At 37.8% G+C, this 26,431-nt stretch carries 26 protein-coding genes and 1 tRNA gene; 12 read left to right on the top strand and 15 right to left on the bottom strand.

All coding sequences use genetic code 11. From position 1 onward, the window contains the following. Positions 1-253 precede the first annotated feature (253 nt). The 11 genes from ACA100_RS03040 (at position 254) to ACA100_RS02990 (ending at position 9,214) form a co-directional block, all read left to right on the top strand. The gene (locus tag ACA100_RS03040; RefSeq protein ID WP_481078535.1) at positions 254-568 is read left to right on the top strand and encodes a hypothetical protein; all 315 of its coding nucleotides are present in this window, start codon (positions 254-256) and stop codon (positions 566-568) included. A gap of 12 nt (positions 569-580) precedes the next feature. Beyond that, positions 581-964 (top strand): hypothetical protein, encoded by a 384-nt coding sequence (locus ACA100_RS03035; protein ID WP_481078534.1) that lies wholly within the window; start codon positions 581-583, stop codon positions 962-964. After that, complete coding sequence (locus ACA100_RS03030) at positions 961-2,190, top strand: extracellular solute-binding protein (RefSeq protein ID WP_481078533.1); 1,230 nt, start codon at positions 961-963, stop codon at positions 2,188-2,190. Before ACA100_RS03035 ends, ACA100_RS03030 begins: the two co-directional genes overlap by 4 nt. Before the next feature lie 78 nt (positions 2,191-2,268). After that, positions 2,269-2,345: transfer RNA gene (locus tag ACA100_RS03025), tRNA-Met, on the top strand. Positions 2,346-2,410: 65 nt separating this feature from the next. Then, positions 2,411-2,926 carry a ribosome maturation factor RimP gene (locus ACA100_RS03020; RefSeq protein ID WP_481078532.1) on the top strand — a complete coding sequence of 172 codons (516 nt, stop codon included), beginning with the start codon at positions 2,411-2,413 and terminating at the stop codon, positions 2,924-2,926. Between the two features lie 23 nt (positions 2,927-2,949). Beyond that, positions 2,950-4,440 (top strand): transcription termination factor NusA, encoded by a 1,491-nt coding sequence (gene nusA, locus ACA100_RS03015; protein WP_481078531.1) that lies wholly within the window; start codon positions 2,950-2,952, stop codon positions 4,438-4,440. Positions 4,441-4,451: 11 nt separating this feature from the next. Continuing rightward, complete coding sequence (gene infB, locus ACA100_RS03010; RefSeq protein WP_481078530.1) at positions 4,452-7,139, top strand: translation initiation factor IF-2; 2,688 nt, start codon at positions 4,452-4,454, stop codon at positions 7,137-7,139. Between the two features lie 12 nt (positions 7,140-7,151). Next, positions 7,152-7,529: a 30S ribosome-binding factor RbfA gene (gene rbfA, locus ACA100_RS03005; RefSeq protein ID WP_481078529.1), complete on the top strand. Its 378-nt coding sequence runs from the start codon at positions 7,152-7,154 to the stop codon at positions 7,527-7,529. Next, complete coding sequence (gene truB, locus ACA100_RS03000) at positions 7,522-8,436, top strand: tRNA pseudouridine(55) synthase TruB (protein WP_481078528.1); 915 nt, start codon at positions 7,522-7,524, stop codon at positions 8,434-8,436. The genes rbfA and truB overlap by 8 nt, the downstream gene beginning before the upstream one ends. A 73-nt stretch (positions 8,437-8,509) precedes the next feature. Continuing rightward, positions 8,510-8,788 (top strand): hypothetical protein, encoded by a 279-nt coding sequence (locus ACA100_RS02995; protein WP_481078527.1) that lies wholly within the window; start codon positions 8,510-8,512, stop codon positions 8,786-8,788. A gap of 21 nt (positions 8,789-8,809) precedes the next feature. Then, entirely contained in the window at positions 8,810-9,214 is a 405-nt protein-coding gene (locus ACA100_RS02990) for a hypothetical protein (protein ID WP_481078526.1), read from the top strand. Positions 9,215-9,264: 50 nt separating this feature from the next. Here the strand turns inward: ACA100_RS02990 and ACA100_RS02985 are convergent, their stop codons facing one another. From ACA100_RS02985 to ACA100_RS02915, 15 genes are all read right to left on the bottom strand, one after another. Next, positions 9,265-9,840 carry a GNAT family N-acetyltransferase gene (locus ACA100_RS02985; RefSeq protein ID WP_481078525.1) on the bottom strand — a complete coding sequence of 192 codons (576 nt, stop codon included), beginning with the start codon at positions 9,838-9,840 and terminating at the stop codon, positions 9,265-9,267. Positions 9,841-9,921: 81 nt separating this feature from the next. Further along, complete coding sequence (gene eno, locus ACA100_RS02980) at positions 9,922-11,208, bottom strand: phosphopyruvate hydratase (RefSeq protein ID WP_481078524.1); 1,287 nt, start codon at positions 11,206-11,208, stop codon at positions 9,922-9,924. Positions 11,209-11,289: 81 nt separating this feature from the next. Further along, complete coding sequence (gene pyrB / locus ACA100_RS02975) at positions 11,290-12,297, bottom strand: aspartate carbamoyltransferase (RefSeq protein WP_481078523.1); 1,008 nt, start codon at positions 12,295-12,297, stop codon at positions 11,290-11,292. 71 nt (positions 12,298-12,368) lie between these two features. Further along, complete coding sequence (locus tag ACA100_RS02970) at positions 12,369-13,649, bottom strand: citrate synthase (RefSeq protein WP_481078522.1); 1,281 nt, start codon at positions 13,647-13,649, stop codon at positions 12,369-12,371. Positions 13,650-13,803: 154 nt separating this feature from the next. Then, complete coding sequence (locus tag ACA100_RS02965) at positions 13,804-14,046, bottom strand: type B 50S ribosomal protein L31 (RefSeq protein ID WP_077926535.1); 243 nt, start codon at positions 14,044-14,046, stop codon at positions 13,804-13,806. A gap of 100 nt (positions 14,047-14,146) precedes the next feature. Beyond that, on the bottom strand, positions 14,147-15,406 hold the full coding sequence (rho, locus tag ACA100_RS02960; protein ID WP_481078521.1) for a transcription termination factor Rho: 1,260 nt from the start codon (positions 15,404-15,406) through the stop codon (positions 14,147-14,149). Positions 15,407-15,567: 161 nt separating this feature from the next. After that, positions 15,568-16,227 (bottom strand): DedA family protein, encoded by a 660-nt coding sequence (locus ACA100_RS02955; protein ID WP_481078520.1) that lies wholly within the window; start codon positions 16,225-16,227, stop codon positions 15,568-15,570. A 2-nt stretch (positions 16,228-16,229) separates the two neighbouring features. Further along, a complete protein-coding gene (gene lolD / locus ACA100_RS02950; RefSeq protein ID WP_481078519.1) occupies positions 16,230-16,913 on the bottom strand; it encodes a lipoprotein-releasing ABC transporter ATP-binding protein LolD in 684 nt (227 codons plus the stop codon). Next, positions 16,906-18,159 (bottom strand): lipoprotein-releasing ABC transporter permease subunit, encoded by a 1,254-nt coding sequence (locus tag ACA100_RS02945; protein ID WP_481078518.1) that lies wholly within the window; start codon positions 18,157-18,159, stop codon positions 16,906-16,908. The genes lolD and ACA100_RS02945 overlap by 8 nt, the downstream gene beginning before the upstream one ends. Beyond that, complete coding sequence (locus ACA100_RS02940; RefSeq protein ID WP_481078517.1) at positions 18,152-19,417, bottom strand: lipoprotein-releasing ABC transporter permease subunit; 1,266 nt, start codon at positions 19,415-19,417, stop codon at positions 18,152-18,154. The genes ACA100_RS02945 and ACA100_RS02940 overlap by 8 nt, the downstream gene beginning before the upstream one ends. Continuing rightward, positions 19,418-19,999 (bottom strand): SMC-Scp complex subunit ScpB, encoded by a 582-nt coding sequence (gene scpB, locus ACA100_RS02935; protein ID WP_481078516.1) that lies wholly within the window; start codon positions 19,997-19,999, stop codon positions 19,418-19,420. Further along, positions 19,996-21,027: a DNA polymerase III subunit delta gene (gene holA / locus ACA100_RS02930; RefSeq protein ID WP_481078515.1), complete on the bottom strand. Its 1,032-nt coding sequence runs from the start codon at positions 21,025-21,027 to the stop codon at positions 19,996-19,998. The genes scpB and holA overlap by 4 nt, the downstream gene beginning before the upstream one ends. Before the next feature lie 65 nt (positions 21,028-21,092). Then, entirely contained in the window at positions 21,093-21,560 is a 468-nt protein-coding gene (gene secB / locus ACA100_RS02925) for a protein-export chaperone SecB (RefSeq protein ID WP_481078514.1), read from the bottom strand. Positions 21,561-21,602: 42 nt separating this feature from the next. Beyond that, positions 21,603-21,854, bottom strand: a complete 252-nt coding sequence (gene grxC, locus ACA100_RS02920; protein ID WP_481078513.1) for a glutaredoxin 3 — start codon at positions 21,852-21,854, stop codon at positions 21,603-21,605. Positions 21,855-21,863: 9 nt separating this feature from the next. Then, the gene (locus tag ACA100_RS02915) at positions 21,864-22,286 is read right to left on the bottom strand and encodes a rhodanese-like domain-containing protein (RefSeq protein WP_481078512.1); all 423 of its coding nucleotides are present in this window, start codon (positions 22,284-22,286) and stop codon (positions 21,864-21,866) included. A gap of 156 nt (positions 22,287-22,442) precedes the next feature. Here ACA100_RS02915 and ACA100_RS02910 point away from each other — a divergent pair, with 156 nt between their 5' ends. Further along, entirely contained in the window at positions 22,443-26,423 is a 3,981-nt protein-coding gene (locus ACA100_RS02910; protein ID WP_481078511.1) for a tetratricopeptide repeat protein, read from the top strand. Positions 26,424-26,431: the final 8 nt, after the last annotated feature.

Below are 26,431 nucleotides of genomic sequence, written 5' to 3'. Positions count from 1 at the left end.
TAAACAAATTGTCGCCAATATTATGATCAAAGTTATCCACAGGTTTATCCAGAAAAGTGGGAAAATTAGAATAAATCGGATATTTTACGAAGCTCAATATGGTTAACTTTTGTAAACCGATTGCGAAATGTAAATTTTATAGAAGTTTAAGATATTAAACTTTTTTACTTGATAGAAGTCTGTGTAATGAATCTTTTCCTTCGCGGTTAATCTGAGGTAAAATGCGAAGTTTAAGTAATCGTAAAAACAGGATATGACCCCAAAAATTCCCGAAGCATTAGTTGAACAGTACATTCAATCTTTTAGTGAAAAAGATCATGCTTTGATGTCATTATTGGATACGCTGAATCATTGTCATGCATCATGTGAGACTGAAGAAAATAGTGTTATCTTGAGAGATCTTCATCATTTTGTTTATGAGCTAAATAGTTCTGCTATGACGTATGAACAGAATTTATTGGCTAGCAAAACACGTGAATTTTTGAAATTAGTGGAACAAGGCGAAGTGAATATTCAAGATGTTTTATTATGTGGTCAGCAGCTTTCTGGGCTTCTTCAACATCCTTAAATGAGGTAAATCATGGATCAACTCCAAATACTACAGCCGTTTTCTGATTGGGTTTCTGATGTTTTAGTGGAAATACCTGATGAAACGAATGCATTTGTCTTTAATATTTATGAAGAAGATGATGCTTATCTAGTAGATATTACAGGGACAACCGCTTATGATGAGAGTGATGAGTCTTGGACAGAGGATATCAACTGGGATTCAGGTGAAGAACTGTTTATTATTCCAAAAGAGAAATTTGATGGTGATTGGGAAGATATTCATGATGCTATTGCTGAGAGCTTAGAAGCATTGATTGATGTTGATAATGAATTGTCAGATGCTCTTTGTGATTCAGATGCAATTGCAGTTGGGTTTATTGATGGTGATCTTGAGATTGTATGGCAGGCAGAATGAGAAGAAATATAAAATTGTCTAAAGTGGTTTTAGGTATGACATTGGTTGCATTAATGCCAATGACCAGCATAGCAGCATTGAGTGTTAGTTATGATCAAATGAGTTATCAAGAGTTACCAGCGACAGTTTTATATCCTTTTTCGTATCAAGGACTTGTTTCTATTAGTGAGAACAATTTACCCAATGGTCAAAGTTATTTATCTAAACAAATACCAGATTATTGGGATGTGGTTGTGGTTGGGCGTGAAATTTTAGAGCAAGAATGTAAGCCTAATGGCCAGTTGGAAGTTTTAGATTATGATAATTTTCCCCATAAAGATCTTTTAACCAATGGTGCAATTCAAAAGTGTGGCGTGGGATTTAGTGTTCAAGGCATGACTTTAAACTATGCTTTGATCCATAAATATGGTGTTGCACCGAGTCATTGGGTCGATTTTTTTGATTTTAATCGCTTTCCTGGAAAAAGAGCATTACCAAAGCAAGCTAAGTACTTGTTTGAGGCTGTATTGTTGGCGGATGGTGTTCAGCCAAGTTATATTTATCCATTATTAGCAACCAAAGAAGGGCAAGAGCGCGCATTAAATAAATTAGATCTTATTTATGATGAAATTATTTGGTGGAATGATATTAATAATTTGAAACTCTGGTTAGAGCAGGGTATTGTTTCTATGTCTATTGCGCCAGATGGTGCTATGTTGTCTCAGGATGGTGTAGATACTATAGGTGTTTCACGGCAGCAAGTATTGTATGAGATGAAATACTACGGCATATTGAAAGCATCGAAACAAAAAGATATAGCTTACGCATTTGTTTCATATGCAACGCAACCAGATCAACAGCTGAAGTTTGCTAATCACCAATACTATGGCCCGACAATTAAGCAGTCTTGGCGTTTAGTTTCACCTAATTCAATTGATTATATTACGAATAATCCAAAGAATTTGCAGGGCGGAATATTATTAGATTATGCCTTTTATGCAGAGCACGGTGCTGAATTAGAAAAGCGTTTTCATGAGTGGTTAAGTGAGAAAGAAGCACCAGTTAAGCGCGTTTCTATGGCTGATACATCTGGTGTGGCTGTGATTAAAGCATTAGAAAAGAGTGCTGAAAGTTTAGAAATATCTGTTGATAATGGAGAAAGTGCATTTGTTGGCCCAAGAATAGAATTATTTGAAGAGAATTTTATGGGGCCTCAATTAATGGATTCTACGATTCAAAATCAATAAAATTAGGGGATATGTGCTTTTTAGTGAATTAAAATTTGCATTAATAAAAAAATCATGTATAGTACTTAACTTCACAGACGCGGGATGGAGCAGTCTGGTAGCTCGTCGGGCTCATAACCCGAAGGTCGTTGGTTCAAATCCGGCTCCCGCAACCAATTATAATGAAGCCCACTTGAAAAAAGTGGGCTTTTTCGTTGCTGATCATTTTGGAGGTGTTGTTATGCGCAAAGATCCTTTTGGATTAACTGAATTACTTGAACCATCCATTACAGCGATGGGTTATACTTTGTGGGGCGTTGAGTTTCATGCAAACTCTGTGAATGCTCTTTTGCGTATATTCATCGATAAAGAGGCTGGCGTAACCGTTGATGATTGTGCTCAAGTGAGTCATCAAGTTGAAGGTCTTTTAGATGTTAATGATCCAATCAGTACAGCTTACACATTAGAAGTTTCCTCTCCTGGCTTAGATCGCTCATTCTTTTCTATCGAACAAATGATGCAATATATAGGCTCAGAGATGGATGTCCAATTGATCAGTGTTGTGAATAATCGTCGTCGATTTAAAGCGGTGCTGAGTAAAATTGAAGGTGAGAACCTAACATTTTTTATCTCAAAAATTACAGGAAAAAAAGGTAAAGCTGCAAGACAAGCTGAAACAACAGAAGGTGAAGAATTAACTGTTGATTACAGCATGCTAGATAAAGTGAATCTTTCCCCTAACTTTTCAAAAAAATGATTGATTTATAAGAGAATAGAGCTATGAATAATAAAGAAGTGATGACAGTTGCAGAAACAGTATCCAATGAAAAAGGCGTTTCTCGCGGAATTATTTTTGAAGCATTGGAATTAGCATTGGCTGCGGCTGCAAAGCGTTCTTATCCTGTAGAAGTTGATTTGCGCATTCAAATTGATCAAAGAACAGGTCATTATAAAACTTTCCGTCAATGGAAAGTTGTACCAGATGATTTGCCTTCAGAAGAGCAAATGGCAACAAAACAAATTTCATTATCCGCAGCACAGTTGGATGATCCTGAGATCGAAGTGGGTGCAACGGTTGAAGAGGAAGTGGATAACATTCCTTTTGCTCGTATTGGTGCACAAACTGCAAAGCAGATCATTTATCAAAAAATCCGCGAAGCTGAGCGCAATCAAATGGCTGAATTATATAGCCAAAAATTGGGACAATTGGTACGTGGTACGATCAAAAAAGTTGAACGTGGCAATATCTATGTAGATTTAGGTGAAAATGTAGAAGCTTTATTGCCTAAAGAAAATATGATCCCACGTGAAATGTTAAAAATGGGTGATCAAGTTCGTGCGATTCTAGAAGATATTGCACAAGATATTCGCGGTCCACAGATCATTTTATCTCGTACAACGCCTAAATTGATTAAAGCTCTATTTGAGATTGAAGTGCCTGAAATTAGCCAAGGTAGCATCGAAATTTTGAATGCAAGCCGTGATCCAGGTAGTCGTGCGAAAATTGCAGTGAAATCATTTGATCAGCGCATAGATCCTGTTGGTGCATGTGTTGGTATGCGTGGTTCTCGCGTACAAAACATCACTAAAGAATTAAATGGTGAGCGTGTAGATATCATTCTTTGGGATGATAATCCAATTCAATTCGTGATTAATGCAATGAGCCCTGCTGAAGTTGTTTCTATCGTTGTAGATGAAGATCGCCATATGATGGATATTGCAGTTGAGCAAGAAAAATTATCTCAGGCGATTGGCCGTAATGGTCAAAACGTGCGTTTAGCATCTGAGTTAACAGGCTGGGTGTTGAACGTTATGAGTTCTGAAGAAGCTGAAAACAAACAAAATAAAGAATCATCTCGCATTAGTAACTTATTTGTTGATGAGTTAGGTGTGGATGAAGAAGTTGCAGAAATCTTAGTTCGTGAAGGTTTCTCATCATTAGAAGAAGTTGCGTACGTTCCAATTGCGGAAATGTTAGAGATTGAAGAGTTTGACGAAGAGATTGTTGAAGCACTTCGTGATGCAGCGAAAACTGCATTAGAATCATATGCAACATTAAAACAAGAGCTAGGCGATAAAGCACCAAGTGCTGATTTGATTCAATTGTTGGAAGGTGATCATATCCTCGCCTATAAACTTGCTAAACAAGGTGTAAGTTCTCTAGATGATTTAGCTGAATTAGCAGCGGATGAATTATCAGAGATGGCGTCAATGGACGAAGAACGTGCAAGCCAATACATCATGACAGCAAGAAAAAGTTGGTTTGAATAGGGGGTGAAAATATGACAGACAAGAATGAAGACAAGGCACCAAGCAAAATCACATTGAAACGCAAAACTCATACTGAGTTGAAAGTTTCAAGTGCGCCTGGCCAAACAAAAACTGTATCCGTTGAAGTGCGTAAGAAAAGAACGTATGTAAAACGTGAAACATCTCCTGTTGAATCAGATTTAGATAATAATGCAATGGAAGATATGGATGTTGAAGTAGAAGCATCTACGGAAGCACCTGAAGTTGTAGAAAAAACAGTTAAAGTTGAGCCAGAGATCACTATTGAAAAAACAGTTGCCCAAGAAGTAAAAACTAAAGCACCTGCTAAAAAAGATAATGGTCCTGATAAAGCTCAGCAAGAGCGTTTACGCGTTGCTAAAGCACGTGCTGAAGCTGAAGAACGTGCAGCTCAAGAGGTTATTGAGCGTCGTAAACAGCAAGAAGAGCGTAAACAACACGAAGAAATTCAGAAAATTGCGGATGCAGCAAGAATGGCAAGTGAAAGTACAGTTTCTAAGGTTCAAATTAGTTTTAATAATACTGATAAGACTGAAGAAAAACCTAAGAAAAAGCCTTCTGGTAATCAACAGAAGTCTAATCAAAAACCTAGAAATAATGATTCACGCAGTGATAATCGCTCAGCTAAAAAAGATGACAGACGTCCATCTAATAATGCGGGTGATAAAAGAGAAAAACCTGCAACAGTGGCTCCTGCAGAACCTGTTGTATCAACAGAACGTAAAGCGCCGCGTAAAACAGGTGCTCGTGATCTAGATGATTTGCGTGAAGATGGTAAAAAATCAGCGGGCAAGCGTGGTAAAGAAAAAGGTCGTGCAAACTTTGCTGATTATGATGAAGAAGGCAGTAGCCGCCGTGGTGGTAAAAAGCGTAAAGCAACACCACAGCAAGGCAAGCATGGTTTTACAAAGCCTGTTGCACCACAGAAAAGTGAAGTCATCTTAGGTGAAACGGTGACAGTTGCAGACTTGGCACATAAGATGTCAGTGAAAGCTGCTGAAGTGATCAAAACATTGATGAAAATGGGTTCAATGGTCACAATCAACCAAGTATTGGATCAAGATACTGCAGCAATTGTTGTGGAAGAAATGGGTCATACTTACAAAGTTGTGAGTGAGAATGTTCTTGAAGATGAATTGATGAAAGGTTTCAACGAAAGTGATTTAGTTCCTGTGACTCGTCCACCTGTTGTTACAATCATGGGTCACGTTGACCATGGTAAGACTTCATTATTGGATTACTTGCGTAAGGCTCACGTTGTACAAGGTGAAGCTGGTGGTATTACTCAGCACATTGGTGCTTATCACGTAACAACACCAAAAGGCGTGATTACATTCTTAGATACACCTGGACATAGCGCATTTACTGCAATGCGTGCACGTGGTGCAAAAGTTACGGATATCGTGGTATTGGTTGTTGCATCAGATGATGGTGTAATGCCACAAACAATTGAAGCAATTCAACATGCGAGAGCGGCGGGCGTTCCTATTATCGTTGCTGTTACTAAAATCGATAAGCCAACTGCTGATCGTGATCGCATTATGTCTGAATTGTCACAACAAGGCATTATTTCTGAAGATTGGGGCGGTGAGAATTTATTCGCATTTGTTTCATCAAAATCAGGTGAAGGCGTTGATCATCTATTGGATCAAATTTTAGTACAAGCTGAAGTTTTAGAATTAACAGCGGTTGGTGAAGGTCCTGCGCGTGGTGCGGTTGTTGAATCTCGTTTGGATCGTGGACGTGGTGCAGTTGCAACAGTTCTGGTTCAATCAGGTTTGCTGAAGAAAGGTGATGTTGTTTTAGCAGGTTTTGAATATGGTAAAGTACGTGCTTTGATCAATGAAAAAGGCGAACAAGTACCTGAAGCAGGTCCATCTATCCCAGTTGAAGTGTTAGGTTTATCTGGCGTACCAAATGCAGGTGATGAAGTTACGGTTGTTGCTGATGAACGTAAAGCGCGTGAAATTGCACTGTTCCGCCAAGGTAAATTCCGTGAAGTGAAATTGGCAAGACAGCAGAAATCTAAGTTAGAGAACTTATTTGCTAATATCAATGAAGGTTCTATGAATGTTGTGAATGTTGTATTGAAAGCAGACGTTCAAGGTTCTGTAGAAGCATTGATTAATGCATTGGAAGAGTTGTCAACAGATGAAGTTTCTGTAAAAGTTGTTTCAAGCGGTGTTGGCGGTATCAACGAATCAGATGCAAACTTAGCGGTTGCTTCTGAAGCGATTGTGATCGGCTTTAACGTTCGTGCAGATAACTCAGCGAAGAAAATCATTGAAGATGAAGGTTTAGCATTACATTACTACAGCATCATTTATGATGTGATCGATGAAATTAAAACTGCATTGATTGGTAAGTTGGCACCTGAATTCAAAGAATCCATCATTGGCGTTGCGGAAGTTCGTGATGTATTTAGATCTCCGAAGATTGGTGCGATTGCAGGCTGTATGGTAACTGAAGGCTTGATCAAGCGTAATAATCCAATTCGTGTATTGCGTGATAATATTGTAATCTACGAAGGTGCTTTAGAATCATTGCGTCGCTTTAAAGATGACGTTTCAGAAGTTCGTAGCGGTATGGAATGTGGTATTGGCGTTAAGAACTACAATGATGTTAAAGTAGGCGATCAAATCGAAGTTTATGAGCGTGTTCAAGTGGAACGCACTCTTTAAAAGGAGCTAAACATGGCTAATATCTCAAGAACTCGTCGTATTGATGAGCAATTGAAACAAGAATTGTCTATGTTGATCCGTAAGGAAATCGGTGACTCACGTATTATGATGATCTCCATCACTCTTGTGAGAGTGGTGAGAGATCTCTCTCAAGCTAAAGTTTTAGTAACGTATTTAGGACCGACAGAAGAGCGTAAAGAAATGATTACGCTTTTGAATGAACATGCCCCAATATTCCAAAGAATGTTGGGCAAGGTTTTAAAACTCCGTAAAATTCCTAAATTTGAGTTTGAATATGATGAGCAATTAGAAAAAGGTAATGAATTATCTGCTCTAATTACTGAGGCAATTCAAGAAGACGAAGCAAAAAATAAAGATCACGATGAGTAAACAAGCTAAAATCAAGCGCCGTCCTTTGGATGGCGTTTTACTTTTGGATAAACCAAAAGGTATATCAAGTAATGATATTTTACAGAAAGTAAAATGGCTATATAAAGCGGAAAAAGCTGGCCATGCAGGAACTTTAGATCCTATGGCAACAGGGTTATTACCCATCTGTTTTGGTGAAGCGAGCAAGTTTAACCATCAGTTATTGAATAACCGTAAAACTTATGAATTTACTTGCCTATTAGGCGCCTCAACTAATACTGGTGATGCAGAAGGTAGCATGGTTAAAGAGGCTACTATCCCAACTTTATCCACAGAGATATTAACAGAAGCTTTGCAGAAATTTGTGGGGAATATTCAGCAAGTGCCACCAATGGTATCAGCACTACATCACGAAGGTAAACGATTATATGAGTTGGCTCGTGAAGGTATTGAGGTAGAGCGTCCAGCACGAGATATTACAATTTATCAGCTTAATTTAATTAGCTTTAATGATGTGAGTTTTACTGCAGAAGTGACTTGTTCTAAAGGTACTTATGTTAGAGTGCTCGCTGAAGATATTGCAAAGTCATTGGGAACAGTGGGGCATTTAACAATGTTGAGACGAACAGAAGTTGCACCATATTTTAAACCCAATTTAATCACTATGATGATATTAGAGAAAGCATTAGAAGAGGGTAATGCTGATGATTTATTGTTGGTGGTAGATAGCGCTATTGCTGATTATCCCATTTTAGAATTCAGTGAAGAGGATACTTTACGTTTAAAGAATGGACAAAAAATTGCATTGCCATATCAGCTAGATGAACAGTTTTATCGTCTATATGCATATGATCAAACATTTTTGGGTTTGGGTGAACGACATTTACCTCATGTTATTAAGCCTAGTCGATTGATTCAAATTAAATGACTTGAGAGTATTATTTGTTATAATCACTGAATTAATATATTGAAAAAATAACCTAAAAATAGAGGAATTTTATATGTATAAGCAGCTATTCATTGTTGGCCTATTGTCTTTTGGCATTGCGCCAGCATTTGCACAAAGTAGCGATTCAACAATTAATAAATGTGATAATGGGAAAGATCCTATTGTTTATACAGAATTTGATTGTCCTGAAGGCTTTGAAATTGTAACAGAAGGTTGGTTGAGTGAAACTAACATGACCAGTGCAGAAAAGTTTGGTGATGAAACACGTACATTGGAACCTGAAGCTTCGCAAAACAATGATAAAAAAGTGAGAAAGCCAGTTTTAGAGTAAGTATAAAACACGAGGTGGTGAATGAATCGTTATGTTGGATTATTGATTGCAGGGGGATTGTTAATATTACAATCGATGGCTTTGGCTCAAGTTCCGATGTTAGATTCATCCACAACTATGATGCCAAAATCCAAAGCTTTGAATAAATGTATTGATGAGAATAATAGAATAATTTATACACAGTTTGAGTGTGCGGAAACGGCAACAAAGGCAGATGAAAAATGGGTTGATCAAACAAACATAACGTTTTCAACACCAGATCAAAAAGATGTCTTATCTAATGGGCAGCTCAATCCACAGTTAGATCCTAATCAAAGTGGTGTAGATATGCTTAAAAACTCTATGAAGGATAAGTCTTTAATGGAGTTATTTGACCAAGGCATTAAGACGTTGATGATGAGACAAGATGCTTTAGATTCTTTGTGATTATTTTGACATAAAAACCAATGTTTCATGTGAAACATTGGTTTTTGATTTTATTTTTGATGATTTAACCATGAATCTTTTGAGAGTTCATATAGAACATGTTCAGCCAAAGGATGATCTTTTGCTAATCTTGGATGATTAAAATGTTGAGCATTTTTAACCATATTTAATCTTGCCATTAAAGCTTGTGATGGAAGATTTGTCACAGTAGTGAAGGCAATAATTTTATCTAAATTTAATTTCGTGAAACCAAATTTGAGTGCTTCTCGAGCTGCTTCTTGTGCCAAACCCTGATGCCAAAACTCTTTGCGTAAACGCCAGCTAATCTCTACACAAGGATTAAAATAAAAATCATCCTTAGGAATATTTAAACCAACAAAACCAATCACTTCTTGTGTGGCTTTGAGTTCACATGCCCACAGTCCCCAACCATTTTGGTTCATTCTTTCTTGAATGCCTTTAAGAAAATCTTGAGCTTCAGCTTCAGATAACACTGAAGGGAAGAATTTCATCACATCGGGATCAGAAACCATTTGATATAAGCTTGATAAATTAGAATCTTGCCATTCACGCATAATTAAGCGATCTGTGGATAAAACTTGGATAAGTTTATGAGTATCATTCATAATTGAGCCTTAATTGATGCAATAAAAAAGTGATGGATATAATCCATCACTTAGTTTTCAGATGATTGTTAGAAATTTAAACTAGAATTTTACTGCTTTAAATGCAGCTTTTCCTGCATAGATTGCATTGCTACCCAATTCTTCTTCGATGCAGATCAAACGATTGTATTTTTCAACACGGTCAGAACGGCACAATGAGCCTGTTTTCAACTGTGTGCTTAATGCAGCTGCTGCTAAATCAGCAATTGTTACATCTGATGTTTCGCCTGAACGGTGAGATACAACAGATGTATAGTTCGCATCATCAGCCATTTTAATTGCTTCTAATGTTTCAGTTAAAGTACCGATTTGGTTGAACTTGATTAAGATTGAGTTAGCAATGTTTTTATCAATGCCTTCTTTCAAAATCTTAGTATTCGTTACGAACAAATCATCACCCACTAATTGGATTTTATCGCCCAATTTTTCAGTTAATACTTTCCAACCAGCCCAGTCAGCTTCATCCATACCATCTTCAATTGTGATGATAGGATAACGAGCAACCCAATCAGCTAAGAAATCAGCAAACTCTTCAGATGTAAAAGATTTACCTTCTGATTCTAAAACGTATTGACCATCTTTATAGAATTCAGATGATGCAACGTCTAAACCTAGGAATACATCTTTACCAGGTGTATAACCTGCATCTTTGATTGCAGTCATGATGACTTCTAAAGCTTCTTCGTTAGAAGACAAGTTAGGTGCAAAACCACCTTCATCACCCACAGTTGTTGCTAAACCACGAGCATTCAATACATTTTTCAATTCATGGAAAATTTCAGCGCCCCAGCGTACAGCTTCTTTGAAAGAAGGCGCGCCTACTGGCAATATCATGAACTCTTGAACGTCTACTGAGTTATCAGCATGAGAGCCACCGTTTAAGATGTTCATCATTGGTACAGGCAATACATATTGTGTTGTATCGTTTAAATGACGATATAAAGGGATACCTTTTTCGTTTGCAGCAGCATGAGCAACTGCTAATGAAACGCCTAATAATGCATTAGCACCTAAACGAGCTTTATTGTCTGTACCATCTAATGCGATCAATTTAGCATCCAATGCTTTTTGATCAGCGGCATCCATACCACGAACTGCAGTTAAAATTTCGCCATTTACATTTTCACATGCTTTCAATACGCCTTTACCACCATAACGTGATTTATCACCATCACGTAATTCGATCGCTTCTCTTGCACCTGTTGATGCACCACTTGGTACGGCTGCAATACCTTTAACACCAGATTCCAAAGTCGCTTCTACCCAAACTGTTGGATTTCCACGTGAATCAATGATTTCTCTAGCAACTAAATGTTTAATGGCTGACATAATTCTCTCCTAAAGGATGCAATAAATGAAAATGTAAATCCTAATTATAGCTGATAATCTCAGAACCGTTAACCTTTGAAATTAAGGAACGAACCAACCTGCTGGTTTAATTGTATTTTCAATACCTTCATCTACGCCTAGCACCATTGCAAATAATGCCATTCTTGCAGGCACGCCCGCATCTGATTGGCGGAAGATTGCTAAACGTGGATCATTGTCTAAATCATTGCTTAGATCATTTGCATTTTCACGGCTATCACGAGGTAATGGGTGCATAATGATGGCATCTTTCAATGCATACTGATCAATCATGGATTGATTAATACGGAAGCTTAATTCTGGCTTACGAGTTTCTTCGCCTTCCGTGAAACGCTCTTTTTGAATACGTGTTGCATAGATCACATCATTGTTGTGAATACCGTGTTTCAACTGATCTGTTTCGATCACAGTATGACCACGTTCACGTGCAAACTCAGTGATGTATTCAGGCATTTTTAAGAAATCAGGAGATGCAAAAGTGAAAGTGATGTTTTTGTATAAAGACATCAATTTAACCAAAGAGTGAACTGTACGGCCGTAACGTAAATCACCAATCATAGCGATGCGGCAATTATCCATAGTTTTACCATTCAATTTAAATTCGTTATGAATTGTATAAGCATCTAATAAGGCTTGCGTAGGATGTTCACCTGCGCCATTACCGCCATTAATCACAGGGATATCTGTCGATTGTGCCATTTTATAAATAGCTTGCTCTTCAGGGTGACGAACCACTAATACGTCGAAGTAACCAGAAATCACACGTGCTGTATCTTCGATAGATTCACCCTTAACAATTGAGGAGAATGAAACACCTGTTGTACTCGAAACTTTACCGCCTAAACGCATGAAAGCAGCGTCAAAGCTTAAGCGTGTACGAGTACTCGCTTCAAAGAATAAGCTGCCCATTACAGCACCTTCAAGTACATTTGTATAGGCTTTACCTGCTGCAACTGGTTGTAAAATATCTGCCAAAGAGAACAATTTATTCAATGTGTGAAGATCGAATTGTTCGCATGATAGTACAGATTGGCCTAGTAGAGTGTTCATAATTTTCCTTTTAAATCTGAATGGTTCCAAAAAAAACCGCCATATCTGGCGGTTTATTAAAATCAAATTAATTACATGTTTCGGAGTGTGTGTCCGATGTAACGTTGTCTTGGACGAGAGATCTTCATCTTAGGATCTGCGATCATCTCATTCCAGTGTGTAATCCAGCCCACTGTACGCGCTAATGCGAACAATGGCGTGAACATTTGTGTTGGGAAGCCCAGTGCTTTATAGATGATTCCTGAGTAGAAGTCTACATTCGGATACAATTTACGCTCGATGAAGTATTCATCTTGCAATGCAACTTCTTCTAAACGTTTTGCAACTTCCATTAATGGGTCGTTACCATATTTAGCCAATACCTGATCTGCAATGCCTTTGATTAATTTAGCACGTGGATCAAAGTTTTTATAAACACGGTGACCAAAGCCCATCAAGCGGAATGGATCTTCTTTATCTTTTGCTTTTGCAACGAATTTAGCAACATTCTCAACTGAACCAATTTCAGCTAACATAGTTAATACGGCTTCATTTGCACCACCATGTGATGCACCCCATAAAGATGAGATACCCGCAGAGATTGCAGCATAAGGATTCGCACCTGAAGAACCTGCCATACGCACTGTAGATGTTGAAGCATTTTGCTCATGGTCAGCATGTAAAATGAACAATACATCCATCGCCTTTTCAGCAATTGGATCAATTTCATAAGGCGCACATGGCGAACTGAACATCATGTTCATGAAGTTACCAGCATATGATAATGAATTCGTTGGGTAAACTAATGGCATACCAATCGAATGTTTATAAGCAGCAGCGACTAATGTTGGCATTTTTGAGATCAGGCGATGCGCTGTGATCATACGATGCTCAGGGTTATGAATATCTAATTTATCATGATAGAAGCCCGCCATAGATGCTACTGTACCCGCTAGAATAGCCATTGGGTGAGAGTCATATCTAAAGCCTTGCAGGAATACTTTTAGATTTTCATGCATTAGGCTATGCGTCATGATGATGTTTTCAAACTCTTTTGATTCAGTTAACGTTGGTAATTCACCGTTAAAAATCAAATAACAAACATCAAGATAGCTTGATCTTTCTGCTAATTGCTCAATAGGATAACCACGGTAAAGTAGCTCACCTTTATCGCCATCTAAATAAGTGATAGCACTTTCACAGCTTGCTGTTGAAACGAAACCAGGATCGTAGCTGAATAAATTTAAAGTACGATTCATTGTTGCAATATCAACAACATCATCACCATATACCGATTCCAAAATTGGGAATTCCCCTTGTTTTTGTGTACGGTTATCAATATAGGTAACACTATTTCTATTAGTAGTTGTCATTTTGTCCTCCTTTGTGATCTTTATAAGATCTATCCAATAAATATGTTATGGCTAATAACACACGGAACTAATATAAACGAGCTTGAGCAACTTAGCAAAATTCAAATGTTCAAAAAAAAAGCATCTACAATAGATGCTTTTTAATTTGAATCGATTAACGACCGTATTTCTTACGGAAGCGATCAACACGACCTTCTGTATCCACGATATTTTGTTTACCAGTGAAGAAAGGGTGTGATTGTGAAGAAACTTCGATTTTGTAAAGAGGGTATTCGTTACCATCTGTCCAAACAATAGTGTCTTTCGTTGAAATTGTTGAGCGCGTTAAAACCGCGAAATCGCTTGAGCTGTCTTGGAAAACAACTGGGCGATAGTTAGGATGACCTTCTGCTTTCATAATAAAATCCAGTAATAAGTAAAAAACAACGGCTGATAATAAGCCTACTTAGTTCAAATTAGCACGATATTCTAACAAAAAGATATTTTTTGCGCAATACTTAGCGTTTCATTGCATCAAAAAATGCTTGATTTGTCTTCGTTTCTTTGAGTCGTTCTAAAACGAACTCCATTGATTGGATCTCATCCATAGGATATAAAATCTTACGGAGAATCCACATTTTCGCCAAATCGTCAGGATCTGTTAAGAGTTCTTCTTTACGCGTACCAGAACGATTAATATCAATTGCAGGGAAAATACGTTTTTCAGATACCGAGCGATCTAAATGAAGTTCAGAGTTCCCTGTACCTTTAAACTCTTCATAAATAACTTCATCCATTTTTGAGCCAGTATCCACTAATGCTGTTGCGATGATGGTTAAACTACCGCCATTTTCAATGTTACGTGCTGCACCGAAGAAGCGCTTAGGACGATGTAATGCATTGGCATCGACACCACCTGATAATACTTTGCCCGATGAAGGTACAACAGCATTATAAGCACGAGCTAAACGTGTGATTGAGTCTAATAGGATCACAACATCACGGCCATGTTCTACTAAGCGGCGTGCTTTTTCGATCACCATTTCTGCCACTTGTACATGACGAACAGCTGGTTCATCGAATGTTGATGCGATCACATCACCATTTCTTAATAGACGTTTCATCTCTGTCACTTCTTCAGGACGTTCATCGATCAATAATACGATGAGATAACATTCTGGGAAGTTTGTTTCAATAGATTGTGCAATGTTCTGCAACATTACTGTTTTACCCGTTTTGGGAGGTGCAACGATTAAACTACGTTGGCCTTTACCAATTGGAGAAACCATATCGATTAAACGTGCTGTAATATCTTCACTTGAACCATTACCGCGTTCCATCTTTAATAATTCATTAGGATGGATGGGTGTTAAGTTTTCAAATGCAACTTTACGCACAGAGTTTTCCACAGGCTCGTAGTTGATCGTGTCAACTTTTGCCAATGAAAAATATTTTTCATTATCCTTAGGTGGACGAATTTTACCTGAAACAGTGTCACCTGTTCTTAGGTTAAACTTACGAATTTGTGATGGGCTGATGTAAACATCATCAGGTCCTGCCATATAAGAGCTGTCTGCACCACGAAGAAAGCCATAGCCATCATTTAAAATTTCAAGAACGCCATCGCCAGAGATCTCTTCACCATTTTTTGCATGTGCTTTTAAAATAGAGAAAATGAGATCGTGTTTTTTAGCACGCGCTAAACCTTCTAACTGCATTTCTTGAGCAATACGAATCAGCTCTGCAGCGGGCATTTGTTTTAATTCAGTTAAGTTCATAGATTAATTCTAGATTTAAATAAAGGATAATTAATACGACTTAGCTACCGATTAAGCCAAGTAAGATTACATTAGATGATTGATTCAGTCGGAAAGATTGACCGTTATTTGTTTGTGCCGCAAATTCTATAAGTTTTACAGATATTTTGCAAATAATCTGATCAAATTTCCGAATCTTTTTTACGGCGTTCCATCCAAGCTTTTCCGATTTCATAAACCATTGGTAAAATTGAAATAAAGATAATGCCTAATACAATGGCCGAAAAATGATCTTTGATCCAAGGGATGTTACCAAAAATGTAACCTGCACCTAGCATGGAAATCATCCATAAAAATGCGCCAAACACATTATATGTTGCGAATGTTTTATAAGTCATTTTACTTGCGCCAGCCACAAATGGTGCAAATGTACGAACAATTGGCACAAAACGAGCAATCACAATTGTTTTACTGCCATATTTTTCATAAAAATTATGTGTTTTTTCTAAATATTTTAATTTAAATATTTTCGCATCTTTTTTAAATACTTTTAATCCCACATAATGTCCAATCTGATAATTGAGTGCATCGCCTAAAATCGCCGCGATTAATAATGTGAAAAATAATATATAAATATCCAATAAACCCATGGCAGCTAAAGCACCTGCTGCAAATAAGAGTGAATCACCTGGTAGAATCGGCGTGACCACTAAGCCTGTTTCGCAGAAAATAATGGCAATTAAGATAATGTAAATCCAAACGCCGTAATTTGCGACAGCTGCTTGTAAATGTTGATCAAGGTTTAAAAACAGGTCGATGAATTGCATGAAAAATTCGGTCATGATTATTGTTCCTGAAGGAGTTGATGATTATCTAAACGAAAACGGTGATCCATTTTGTGTGCCAATTCTAGATCATGTGTCACAACCACAAGTGCAGTTCCGATCTCTTCATTGATTTCACACATTAGTTCAAAAATGGCTCGAGCATTTTCAGCATCTAAATTACCCGTTGGTTCATCCGCTAAAACTGCGAGTGGTTTTGTCACCAATGCTCGCGCAATTGCAACACGCTGGCGTTCACCACCTGATAATGCTGAAGGTTTATGATCAATGCGGTGAGATAATCCTACGCGAACCAACATCTCTTTGGCACGTTTTTGTGCTTCTTTAACATTCATGCCACCAATCACACAAGGAATTGCAACATTATCTAGTGCTGTAAATTCAGGTAATAAATGGTGAAATTGATAAATGAAGCCTAAGTATTGATTGCGCCAAATGCCACGCTCTTTTTCAGAGCCTTTGCTGAATGCTTTACCATTCAGTAATACTTCGCCTGATGTTGGTTGATCTAAGCCAGATAATGTGTGCAATAACGTACTTTTACCAGAACCTGATGCACCAATAATCGCAATGCGATCTTTAGGATGAATTGTGAAATTCAGGTTTTCAAAGACTTTGACTTCATTTTTATGGTCAAAATAGGATTTTGCTAGGTTAGATGCGACTAAAATGGGATTACTCATAACGTAAAGCCTCAGCTGGTTGCGTTTTAGCAGCTTTCCAAGCAGGATAAAGCGTTGCTAAACTTGCCAATAAAAATGCCATTAGGGCGATCATACAAATATCGTCCCAACGAATAATGGTTGGAATATGGGATAGAGGATAAACACTAGGCTCAAAAACGGTATAGCCCAATAAAGATTCAACCCAATGGATAAGATTATTCACATTAAATGTGATCAATAAGCCCAATGAAGTGCCGATTAAAACGCCCCAAAAACCGATTACAATGCCTTGAACCATAAATATAGCCATGATGGATTTAGGCGCTAAACCTAATGTGCGCAGTATTGCAATTTCAGATCGCTTATCATTCACAACCATCACTAATGTTGAAACCACATTAAAAACTGCAACGGCAATGATCAGGCTCATAATGACAAAAATTGTACGCTTTTCTGTTTCAATCATATTGGCTAAAGTGGCAAATTGATCCACCCAGCTATAAATCATCACAGAGTTATCCTCAAGGTTATCCACAATGTCCATCGCTGTTGCGCGTGCAATATTAATGTCATGCAATTTTAAGCGAATGCCTTGCGCCTCATTTTCAGGCACTTTGAACACTTGATTCGCTTCATTAATGTGAATAATTGCAGTATTGGCATCGTATTCATACATGCCAACGCTGAAGATATCCACAACAGTGAATCCTTTCACTCGAGGAATGACAGCCTCTGAATTTTCAGCAACTTCAGGTGTGACTAATGTTACATAATCACCAATGTTCACATCCAATAATGTCGCTAAATCTTTACCTAAAATGATGCCTGCTTCTTGTTGATTCAGCACATCGAAATGACTGATGATTTTTGAAACATTCGATTGATAGAGAGGATCAATGCCCTCGATGCGAACAGGGCGCATTAAACCATTGGCGCTCATTAATCCTTCACCATTGGTAAAAGGTGCACCTGCGACAACATTGTCATGGTTCGCAGCTTTGTTATACATTAATTGCCAATCGTCAAAATAACCACTGTTGGGGCGCTTTGTGATTTTAAGGTCATAAGCGATGGATTGACTGACTTCTGTAATGCCTTGTTGGAAACCATTCATGACAGACAATACAACGATGATCGCTGTTAATCCCAATGCAATGCCACCAATGGAAATGAATGAGATGAACGAAATAAAATTATTTTTACGTTGTGCTGCTGTATAGCGAAGGCCGATGGATAAACTTAAGGGCTTAAATAGTTTAATCATAACGTAGCGCCTCCGCGGGTTGAGTTCTGGAAGCTTTCCAAGCGGGATAAAGTGTTGCAATGCTTGCTAAACCAAAGGCTATTAAAGCCACCACATAAATATCGCTCCATACAACGATGGATGGAATTTCCATCACATAGAAAGCATTGCCCACATTGCCACCAAAAATTCCTTCAAAAAAATTAATGATAGGATTGACGTTTAAAGCAATTAATAAACCTAATAAAATGCCGATGATTGCACCAAAAAAGCCAATGAACACACCTTGAACCATGAATATCAGCATGATTTGGGCAGGCGACATACCTAAAGTGCGTAAAATTGCAATTTCAGGACGTTTTTCTGTCACAACCATCACTAATGTCGAAACTACATTAAAGACAGCCACTGCAATGATTAAGCTCATGATCGTGAACATTGTGAGTTTTTCAATTTCGATCATTTTGAAGAGAGTTTTAAATTCTTCAATCCATGTCATTGTGCTGTATTCATCACCCAATTTGGCTTGAACTTGATCTGCTGTTTCACGTGCGACAAAAGGATCATCCAATTTTAAACGAAAGCCTGAAACACTATTTTTAGGAATTTGATAGATTCGACCGCTGTCTTTGTAATTCATTAAAGCCATTACAGAATCGTATTCATACAAACCTAATTGAAAAATGCCCACAACTTTTAAGCGCTTCATTCGCGGAATTGCACCCGCTGCTGTGATCTGAATTTTTGGTGTGATCAATGTGACATAATCGCCAACATTTAAGCCTAAATTCATGGCTAAATCAGAACCCAAAATGGTGCCAAATTCACCTTCTTCTAAAATAGAAAAATCGGTATTAGAGATAAAATCCGCAGTAATGCGATCACTGATAGAAGAGACAGACTGCTCATACTCAGGATCAACGCCTTGAATTTTTGCGGGAAAAAATTGTCCATTGGCTGCCATTAAACCTTCACCATTATTAAATGGTGCAGCGGCTAAAATGTTGGGATTATCTTTAATATCTGAATAGGATTGTTGCCAGTTTTCCACAAAGCCTTGTGGATTACTATTGCGAATGGAAACATCATAAGCCATTGCAAGATTGCGTTGGCGGACTTCATTTTGGAAACCATTCATGACAGATAAGACAACAATCATCGTCATCATACCAAGGGCGATTCCGCCAATGGAGATAAAAGAGATGAAGGAGATAAAATTTTTCTTTCGTTTAGCGCGCGTATAACGCAAACCAATGAAGAGCGTTAAGGGACGAAACATTTAAGCTTCCTCAGTTGTGTTGAAGGATAATCCCATCTGTTCAACAGTTTTATCGAGTTTTTCTAATTCAATCAATGGCGGTAATTCACTCAATTGTTTGAGGTTGAAATCGTCTAAGAATTGTTTAGTTGTGCCATATAAGTTTGGTCGGCCAGGCACTTCGCGTTGGCCAAGCACTTTGATCCATTCGCGTTCTTGTAATGTTTTCATGATATTGCTGCTCACAGAAACGCCACGAATTTCTTCAATATCACCGCGACTAATGGGCTGACGATAAGCGATCAATGCCAATGTTTCCAAAAGTGCGCGGCTATAACGCTGTGGTTTCTCTTCATATAAACGAGAAACCCATTGTGCATATTGTTGTGGCACTTGTATGCGATAACCCGAAGCCACTTCCACTAATTCAACACCGCGACCTTCTAATTTATATTTTAAAATTTGTAAGGCTTCTTTGATATCGTCGGTGCTTGGTTGTTCATGAACATCAAAAAGTGTTTGAATATCACTGATTTTAAGCGGCGTTTGCGCAGCGCTTAAAATTGCTTCTAATAGGATATTTAACGGCGGTAAAGCATTCATAGTTTAATCTCGGCACTTAAAGGAAGAAGTCTTTTGCCTGCAAAGGCAAAGGCTGTACGCATAATAGCATTCCAAGGATTTTCGTTCAGTTGGCCTTTGATGGCATGATCAATCTGTACAACCATGCTGCTTAAATTGCGCAAACGATTGGGATTCATACGGTTTAAAGCCAAGCGATAGAGAGGCTTTTGATTTTGCCAAACATCATTCAATGCCATTTCGATGGTGGCTCCAGAATCCATTTTTGCATACATACGTTGCAGTGTTGCGATCTCTTTTTGTAAAACCCAATTGACTAAAGTCGGCACATCGCCTTCGGATCGTAAGCCTTGAATAATACGATAAATGCGGGAAATATCGCCTGTTAATAGCGCTGAACTTAAATCAAATGCTACAAAGTTAGAATTCTCTGAACTGAGCTCGGCGATCATTTCATTGGAAATCTGTTGATGTCCATATAAAAAGGATAACTGTGTTAATAACTGTTCAATCGCAAGAAAGTTACCTTCATTGTGTGCAGCAATAAACGCTACAGATTCTTGTGATAAGTTCACATGTAATTCACGTGCACGGTTTTGAATCCAGTTAGGCAATTTTGTGTGATCAGGTGGATAAATCGTGATTAAGCAACCGTTTCTCTCAACCATTGATAGCGTTTTATTCTTTAATGTATTGCTATCAAGTTTGGGCATTGTGATGAGATAAAAAAGATCAGGATTCGTTTTATCTAAACATTCATGCAATATTTTGAATGTTTTGGCATCAGGTTTGTTGGCAAATTTGAGCTGAATGAGTTTCTGTGTTGAAAATAATGAAAGGCTTTGGCCTGTATTGATAATATCTGACCAATCAAATTTATTATCCACATCAAAAATTTCACGTTCATATTCACCTGAATTCATGACTGCATCTTTGATCTTTTGCTCAGTATTGAGCACTAATGCAGGTTCATCCCCTGCGATAATGCAATAGGGAAGTTTAATAATCTTGGGTAATTCTTTGGTGACAAAGTCTTGAGCAATCCGCATAGTTTTCCATTCTCGTTATAAAGAAAAACCCTCCGAAAGAGGGTTTTTACGGAATGCATATTATATTATGCATTGCCTTCAGTTTGCATTTGTTCTAAACGTTGTGCGTAGAGCAAATCGAAGTTAACAGGTGCCAATGTTAATGGTGGGAAACCTGCTTTTAGGATCATTGCATCTAATGTTTCACGTGCATATGGGAACAAGATGTTAGGGCAGAATGCACCTTCCATGTGACCACGTTGCTCTTCATTGAAACCTTCGATTGTGAAAATGCCTGCTTGTTCGATTTCTACCAAGTACAAAATTTCTTCGCCAACTTTAGCTGTGACAGTTAAACGTAATGCAACTTCTGTTACGTTTTCTTCTACTTGTGCAGCGATGTTTGCTAATTGCACAGAGATTTCTGGTGCAGTTTCGTTTTTAAAACATGCTGGTGCGTTTGGAACTTCTACAGATACATTCTTGCTGTATAACTTGTGGATGTTAAAAACTGGACCAGTTTCGTTCGTTTCGTTTGCTGCATTTTCAGACATAATGTTTCCTTTAGTTATTGTAATGAATGACAGTGAATAAAATTATTTTTCTAACAACGGATCTAATCCACCTTTTGCATCTAATGCTAAAAGGTCATCACAGCCACCGATGTGTTGGTCATTAATGAAAATTTGTGGAACAGTATCACGACCAGAGCGCTTTTTACTTTCATCCCATAATTTTGCATCTTGATTCACATCGTAAATGGTTACATCAGCATCTTTCTTTTTCAAAAGATCCAATGCGCGTTTGCAGTATGGGCAAGAAGGTAAATAATACATTTCAACTGACATAGTGAACTCCTATTTCTTCGATGATTCAACTGGTAAATTTGTTTGTAACCAAGCATTTAATCCGCCTTGAAGCGAGAATAAATTTAAGCTTGGGTTCTCTTTGCGTAGCTTTTCAACTTTTTCTGTTGAATTGGCGCCAGAATCACAGTAAAGCACAATGACTTTATCTTTAAAGCGCGAACCATCAACTAATTTTGTTGCAAGTTGATCGGATGGCACATGAACAGCACTTGGAATGTGCGATTTTTTAAAAGTATCTGCATCGCGCATGTCAACAAAAACTGCTTCATCATTGTTGGATAATTGTAATGCTTTAGCTGAAGAGATCACGAAAGCTTTCTGTTTAACGGTTTTAATTTCATTCATAATGATCAAAATGAATACAACAGCTAAACCTGCAAACCAGATCCATTCAGCGCGAAAAAATTCCATAAAAGTCATAGTGATGATATATCCCTTGAGATCATACAAAAATCGTAAAACCGCTATTCTATCAGTAAATCTATCATAATTGTTATTCATATTTTATGACAATCATGCTATTTATTCACATCGTTGATCATTCTATTTTGAGCCCAAAGGAATTCTATGAAGCTTCCCTTATATCCGCGTAGCGCACTAGCGCTCTCTTTATTATGTTTCTCATCAGTGGCAATGGCAGATGTGGATAAAGCTTGGGATGCTTTTGATCAAGCGAACCTTTCAGAGAGTTTTGCTGAGTTTAAAATATCCGCAGAGAAGCATGAAAAAGATGCGGCTTTCATCTATGGCTCACTGTTATTGAATCGATCTTTTTCTGAGCATCATCAAAAACAAGGGCGAGCATGGTTACAAAAAGCAGCTGATCAAGGTGATGCAAGGGCTGCTTATAATCTAGCTTATGATATTTTTCAAGAGATTAAAGATAGTAGCTGGAATGATGATCATTCTCATGAGACTTCTGTATTGTCTATGCAATTGCAGCAATATATGCACATAGCTTTGGATGCGAATTTACCAGAAGCTTATTCATTCATGATAGAGCAAGGATATTTCCATCAAAAAATATTAGGGATTCAAGATTTTAAGGAGATCGCTCGATATATTCAAAAAGCCCATGAGATTCAACCTACATCGCAGACGTATTTTAATTTAGGTGTAGTGTCCCTACAAGGACCAAAACTTTCTGATCATTTACCTTATGAGCCACACAAGGCAGCTGAATATTTTGAGAAGGCTTACCAAAAAGGTGAGAATAATGCCGTCTATATTTTAAGAGATTTATATGATGGTGATTACGAAGGTTTTGCTAAAAATAAAAAGAAATATAATGATTATTCAAAAATTTACTACGAAAATTTCGCGGAGCTCAATCACAACAATGTATTGTTTGAATCTCAAGAGATATCACCGCTTAAAGCCCGTTTGGATCAAACTGAAGAACAAGTGTTGAGTAACCTTAAAAAACAATCGGAACATAATAGCGATGCTGCTAGAATTCTGGGCGCTTTTAGCAAAGATAAGGATAATGCACGAGAGTATTTTCAAAAAGCCATAGATTTAGGGGATGAAAGCGCGGTGATTGCGCTTTATTATTCAAGCAATGATCTTTATTCTTATGACGATCAACAACTGAATGATATTAAACAATTGGCAGATTCAGGTAATTTAGATGCCAATATATTATTGAGCGATATTTTCTATGGAGAAGAAGCTTTGCCTTATTTAACTGTGGCAGCAGACTTAGGCCATGCAGATTCGATGTTAAAACTTGGGCAATATTATGGTAATGAAGCCAGTTATGATCCCACGGCGATGAAAAAGGCGCTGGCTCGGTATAACCAATTGATCGAACAGTTCCCGCAAAATCATCAGGCTTATGCAGAAAAAGCATGGCTTTTATATAAAGATGTCAATTATCGTGAACGCACATGGCCAGAAATATTGGCAGGTTTTGAACAAGCTGTCGCTTTAAGTCCGAATGATACAGATATATTGATGCGTTTTGCTTATATTTATAATGATGATCACTCGCACAATGATCATCAAAAAGCTTTGGCATTGTATGAACAAGTGGCACAATTATCTAATGATCCATTGCTTGTGAATACAGCACGTTTATACCAAGCGCAATTATTGAAATATGGCAAAGGCAATGTGATCAAAGATGAAGTGGCTGCCAATGCATTATATGCTCAAAGCATCGAAGAATTTCCTGAAGATCCCGAAGCTTCATATGAATTGGCGGATAGCTATCATTATGGCAAAGGCATCGAAAAAAATATTGATCAAGCCATCCAATTATATCGAATAACAACTCTAACAGATGCGGAGTTACCTTTAGGATTATTGTTGACGCAAAGTCCTGATGAAACATTGCAATCAGAAGGTTTAAGCTTAATCACGAATATTGCGAGCTACCAAAAAACTGATGCTGAAGTTGAGACGCTATTGTTGTCTTTTAAAGATCGATCGCCTGCTGTGCAAGATTGGTTATTAAAAATGGCCATTGAAGAGCCTTATCGATTGAGTTTTGATGCTGTTGCTGTGAATAAAGATGGTTGTGATGCAGATATCATTGCATTGTGTGTGAATCATGCACGCTGGATGATGATACACAATAAAGATATTGAAACGGCTGTACAAATGCTCAATGAGGCAGCTTCAAAAGGTGATAGCAGGGCAATTCAATTACTGTTGGAGCACAATAGACTGCAAGGCAATGAATCGGCAAGAGAAGCTCTATTGTTACAATTAGTGAAGGCTAAGCCCAGTGATGAAAATTATCAGGCCATCGCTGAATGGTATTTGTTGCGTTTAGATTATGATGAAGCTGAAAAGTGGTATCAGAAAATCCAAGCGCTTTCGACACAAGCAGATTATGATCTTGCTCGCATTCAAGATGAAAGAGAGTATCTCAACGATATGATTGTGCAAGCACAAACTAAGGATCCTGAAGCGGTTCAGAAGCTCTTTTTATTCTATAAATATAATAAACGCCGGGATCTTGCTGTGGATGTTTTAGAAAAATGGGGCGATTTAGATAATGAAACAGTTTTGAGCGAGTGGATTGACCAATTGGATCAGATCAATGAGCCTGTGCAAACGGCAAAGGCAACTGAGCAGACTGTACGTGCTGTATTGACGACACAGAAGTTTGATTTTTTAAAGTTATATCAGCGCTATATGGATGGCATAGATCCTAATATCACTCGCACACAACTACAAGATTGGCTGAATCAATATGCTGTGATTAACCCTAAGGATGCGGAGAGTTATCAACATAATATGACGTATTTTGATGATCTTGTGGTACAAAGCAAAAGCGAAGATCAAGCACTGAAAATAAGTGCGTTAGAAAATTTGCTTTATGCTTATCAAAATGGTGCGAATACGCCGAAAAAGCAGGCGGAGCTTTTGAAAATTCACGCAGAATTGGCTGAGCTTGGTGATCATAGTTCTGCTTATCAAATGGGTGAATATTATCGTAAAGGTGAAAGCGTTGCCCATAATTGGGAGAAAGCAGTGCATTATTATCGACTTTTACCAGAAGATAGTTATTATTCTGCTCAGGAATATATAGAGTTTTACGATGATGTAGTTGTACCAGCGAGCAAAGGAGATCTTAAAGCTGGGTTTGAATTGGGACAATATTATTTAAAAGATTATGCTTATAAAGATCAACCTGCACTTCGTGAATCGGGTTATGATGCAGTGTTGAAAGCGGCTGATCATAATATTGTGGAGGCTCAATATTATTTAAGCACACGTTATGATTATCGTGGAACTTCAAGTTATGAGCGTGATCAATGGTTACAAAAAGCGGCTAAAAATGGTCACAAAGAGGCACAAATATCATTGGCTCAACGATTGGAAGCACAAGCGCCATTGTCTGATGAACAAGTTGCTGAAATTATTCGATTATATGAGCAAGCAGCGAAAACAGAGAAGGATGCACAATTAAAATTATTGGCATTTTATTATTCGCAAAATCGCGCTGAAGATGGTGCCAAAATTTTGGCGCAACTATCGCCACAGGATCAAGAGTATCAACATACAAGCATTGCGCTATGGTATCAATATGGTTATAAATTATTACCTGTGGATATTCATAAGGCAGTTGAGTTTTATCAAAAATCATACCAAAGCGGTGATTTAAAATCAGGTCTGAGCATTGTGGATATTTATCTCAATGATGCACTGATGAATAAAGAAGCGGATGCGATGATTCTACTTGAAGAAATCTTGGAAAAATCGTATCAATCAGATGATATTTATGTCATTGATAATGCAATGCCAATGATCAGTTATGCAATTAAAGGCACAAAAGGGTTTAGCAATGATCCCAAAACTCAGCAGTTTGGCATACAGTGGGCGGAGAAGATGCTGACCAAAGGCGATCAATATGCTGCTATGTTATTGGGTGAATATTATCAAACACAAGGCGATATTCCTAAAGCATATTTCTATTTAAAATTGGTGGATAGCTGGGCTGCTAGTGATTTGATGAGTGAAATGAGCGAAGAAGAAATTTTGCAACAAAATAAAAAAGTTCGAGCATACCAACAAAAATTGGGTTGGCGTTATTAACAAGAAAA

The sequence above is a fragment of the Wohlfahrtiimonas sp. XWW7 genome (assembly GCF_056716055.1).
Note: the sequence above shows the minus strand (reverse complement) of the source record. Positions and strands in the feature narration are given on the sequence as shown.

Excerpts from the sequence above, each read along its gene's own strand:
- ACA100_RS03040 (WP_481078535.1), top strand. The coding sequence starts at position 254 with ATGACCCCAAAAATTCCCGAAGCATTAGTTGAACAGTACATTCAATCT.
- ACA100_RS03035 (WP_481078534.1), top strand. The coding sequence starts at position 581 with ATGGATCAACTCCAAATACTACAGCCGTTTTCTGATTGGGTTTCTGAT.
- ACA100_RS03030 (WP_481078533.1), top strand. The coding sequence starts at position 961 with ATGAGAAGAAATATAAAATTGTCTAAAGTGGTTTTAGGTATGACATTG.
- ACA100_RS03020 (WP_481078532.1), top strand. The coding sequence starts at position 2,411 with ATGCGCAAAGATCCTTTTGGATTAACTGAATTACTTGAACCATCCATT.
- nusA (WP_481078531.1), top strand. The coding sequence starts at position 2,950 with ATGAATAATAAAGAAGTGATGACAGTTGCAGAAACAGTATCCAATGAA.
- infB (WP_481078530.1), top strand. The coding sequence starts at position 4,452 with ATGACAGACAAGAATGAAGACAAGGCACCAAGCAAAATCACATTGAAA.
- rbfA (WP_481078529.1), top strand. The coding sequence starts at position 7,152 with ATGGCTAATATCTCAAGAACTCGTCGTATTGATGAGCAATTGAAACAA.
- truB (WP_481078528.1), top strand. The coding sequence starts at position 7,522 with ATGAGTAAACAAGCTAAAATCAAGCGCCGTCCTTTGGATGGCGTTTTA.
- ACA100_RS02995 (WP_481078527.1), top strand. The coding sequence starts at position 8,510 with ATGTATAAGCAGCTATTCATTGTTGGCCTATTGTCTTTTGGCATTGCG.
- ACA100_RS02990 (WP_481078526.1), top strand. The coding sequence starts at position 8,810 with ATGAATCGTTATGTTGGATTATTGATTGCAGGGGGATTGTTAATATTA.
- ACA100_RS02985 (WP_481078525.1), bottom strand. The coding sequence starts at position 9,840 with ATGAATGATACTCATAAACTTATCCAAGTTTTATCCACAGATCGCTTA.
- eno (WP_481078524.1), bottom strand. The coding sequence starts at position 11,208 with ATGTCAGCCATTAAACATTTAGTTGCTAGAGAAATCATTGATTCACGT.
- pyrB (WP_481078523.1), bottom strand. The coding sequence starts at position 12,297 with ATGAACACTCTACTAGGCCAATCTGTACTATCATGCGAACAATTCGAT.
- ACA100_RS02970 (WP_481078522.1), bottom strand. The coding sequence starts at position 13,649 with ATGACAACTACTAATAGAAATAGTGTTACCTATATTGATAACCGTACA.
- ACA100_RS02965 (WP_077926535.1), bottom strand. The coding sequence starts at position 14,046 with ATGAAAGCAGAAGGTCATCCTAACTATCGCCCAGTTGTTTTCCAAGAC.
- rho (WP_481078521.1), bottom strand. The coding sequence starts at position 15,406 with ATGAACTTAACTGAATTAAAACAAATGCCCGCTGCAGAGCTGATTCGT.
- ACA100_RS02955 (WP_481078520.1), bottom strand. The coding sequence starts at position 16,227 with ATGACCGAATTTTTCATGCAATTCATCGACCTGTTTTTAAACCTTGAT.
- lolD (WP_481078519.1), bottom strand. The coding sequence starts at position 16,913 with ATGAGTAATCCCATTTTAGTCGCATCTAACCTAGCAAAATCCTATTTT.
- ACA100_RS02945 (WP_481078518.1), bottom strand. The coding sequence starts at position 18,159 with ATGATTAAACTATTTAAGCCCTTAAGTTTATCCATCGGCCTTCGCTAT.
- ACA100_RS02940 (WP_481078517.1), bottom strand. The coding sequence starts at position 19,417 with ATGTTTCGTCCCTTAACGCTCTTCATTGGTTTGCGTTATACGCGCGCT.
- scpB (WP_481078516.1), bottom strand. The coding sequence starts at position 19,999 with ATGAATGCTTTACCGCCGTTAAATATCCTATTAGAAGCAATTTTAAGC.
- holA (WP_481078515.1), bottom strand. The coding sequence starts at position 21,027 with ATGCGGATTGCTCAAGACTTTGTCACCAAAGAATTACCCAAGATTATT.
- secB (WP_481078514.1), bottom strand. The coding sequence starts at position 21,560 with ATGTCTGAAAATGCAGCAAACGAAACGAACGAAACTGGTCCAGTTTTT.
- grxC (WP_481078513.1), bottom strand. The coding sequence starts at position 21,854 with ATGTCAGTTGAAATGTATTATTTACCTTCTTGCCCATACTGCAAACGC.
- ACA100_RS02915 (WP_481078512.1), bottom strand. The coding sequence starts at position 22,286 with ATGGAATTTTTTCGCGCTGAATGGATCTGGTTTGCAGGTTTAGCTGTT.
- ACA100_RS02910 (WP_481078511.1), top strand. The coding sequence starts at position 22,443 with ATGAAGCTTCCCTTATATCCGCGTAGCGCACTAGCGCTCTCTTTATTA.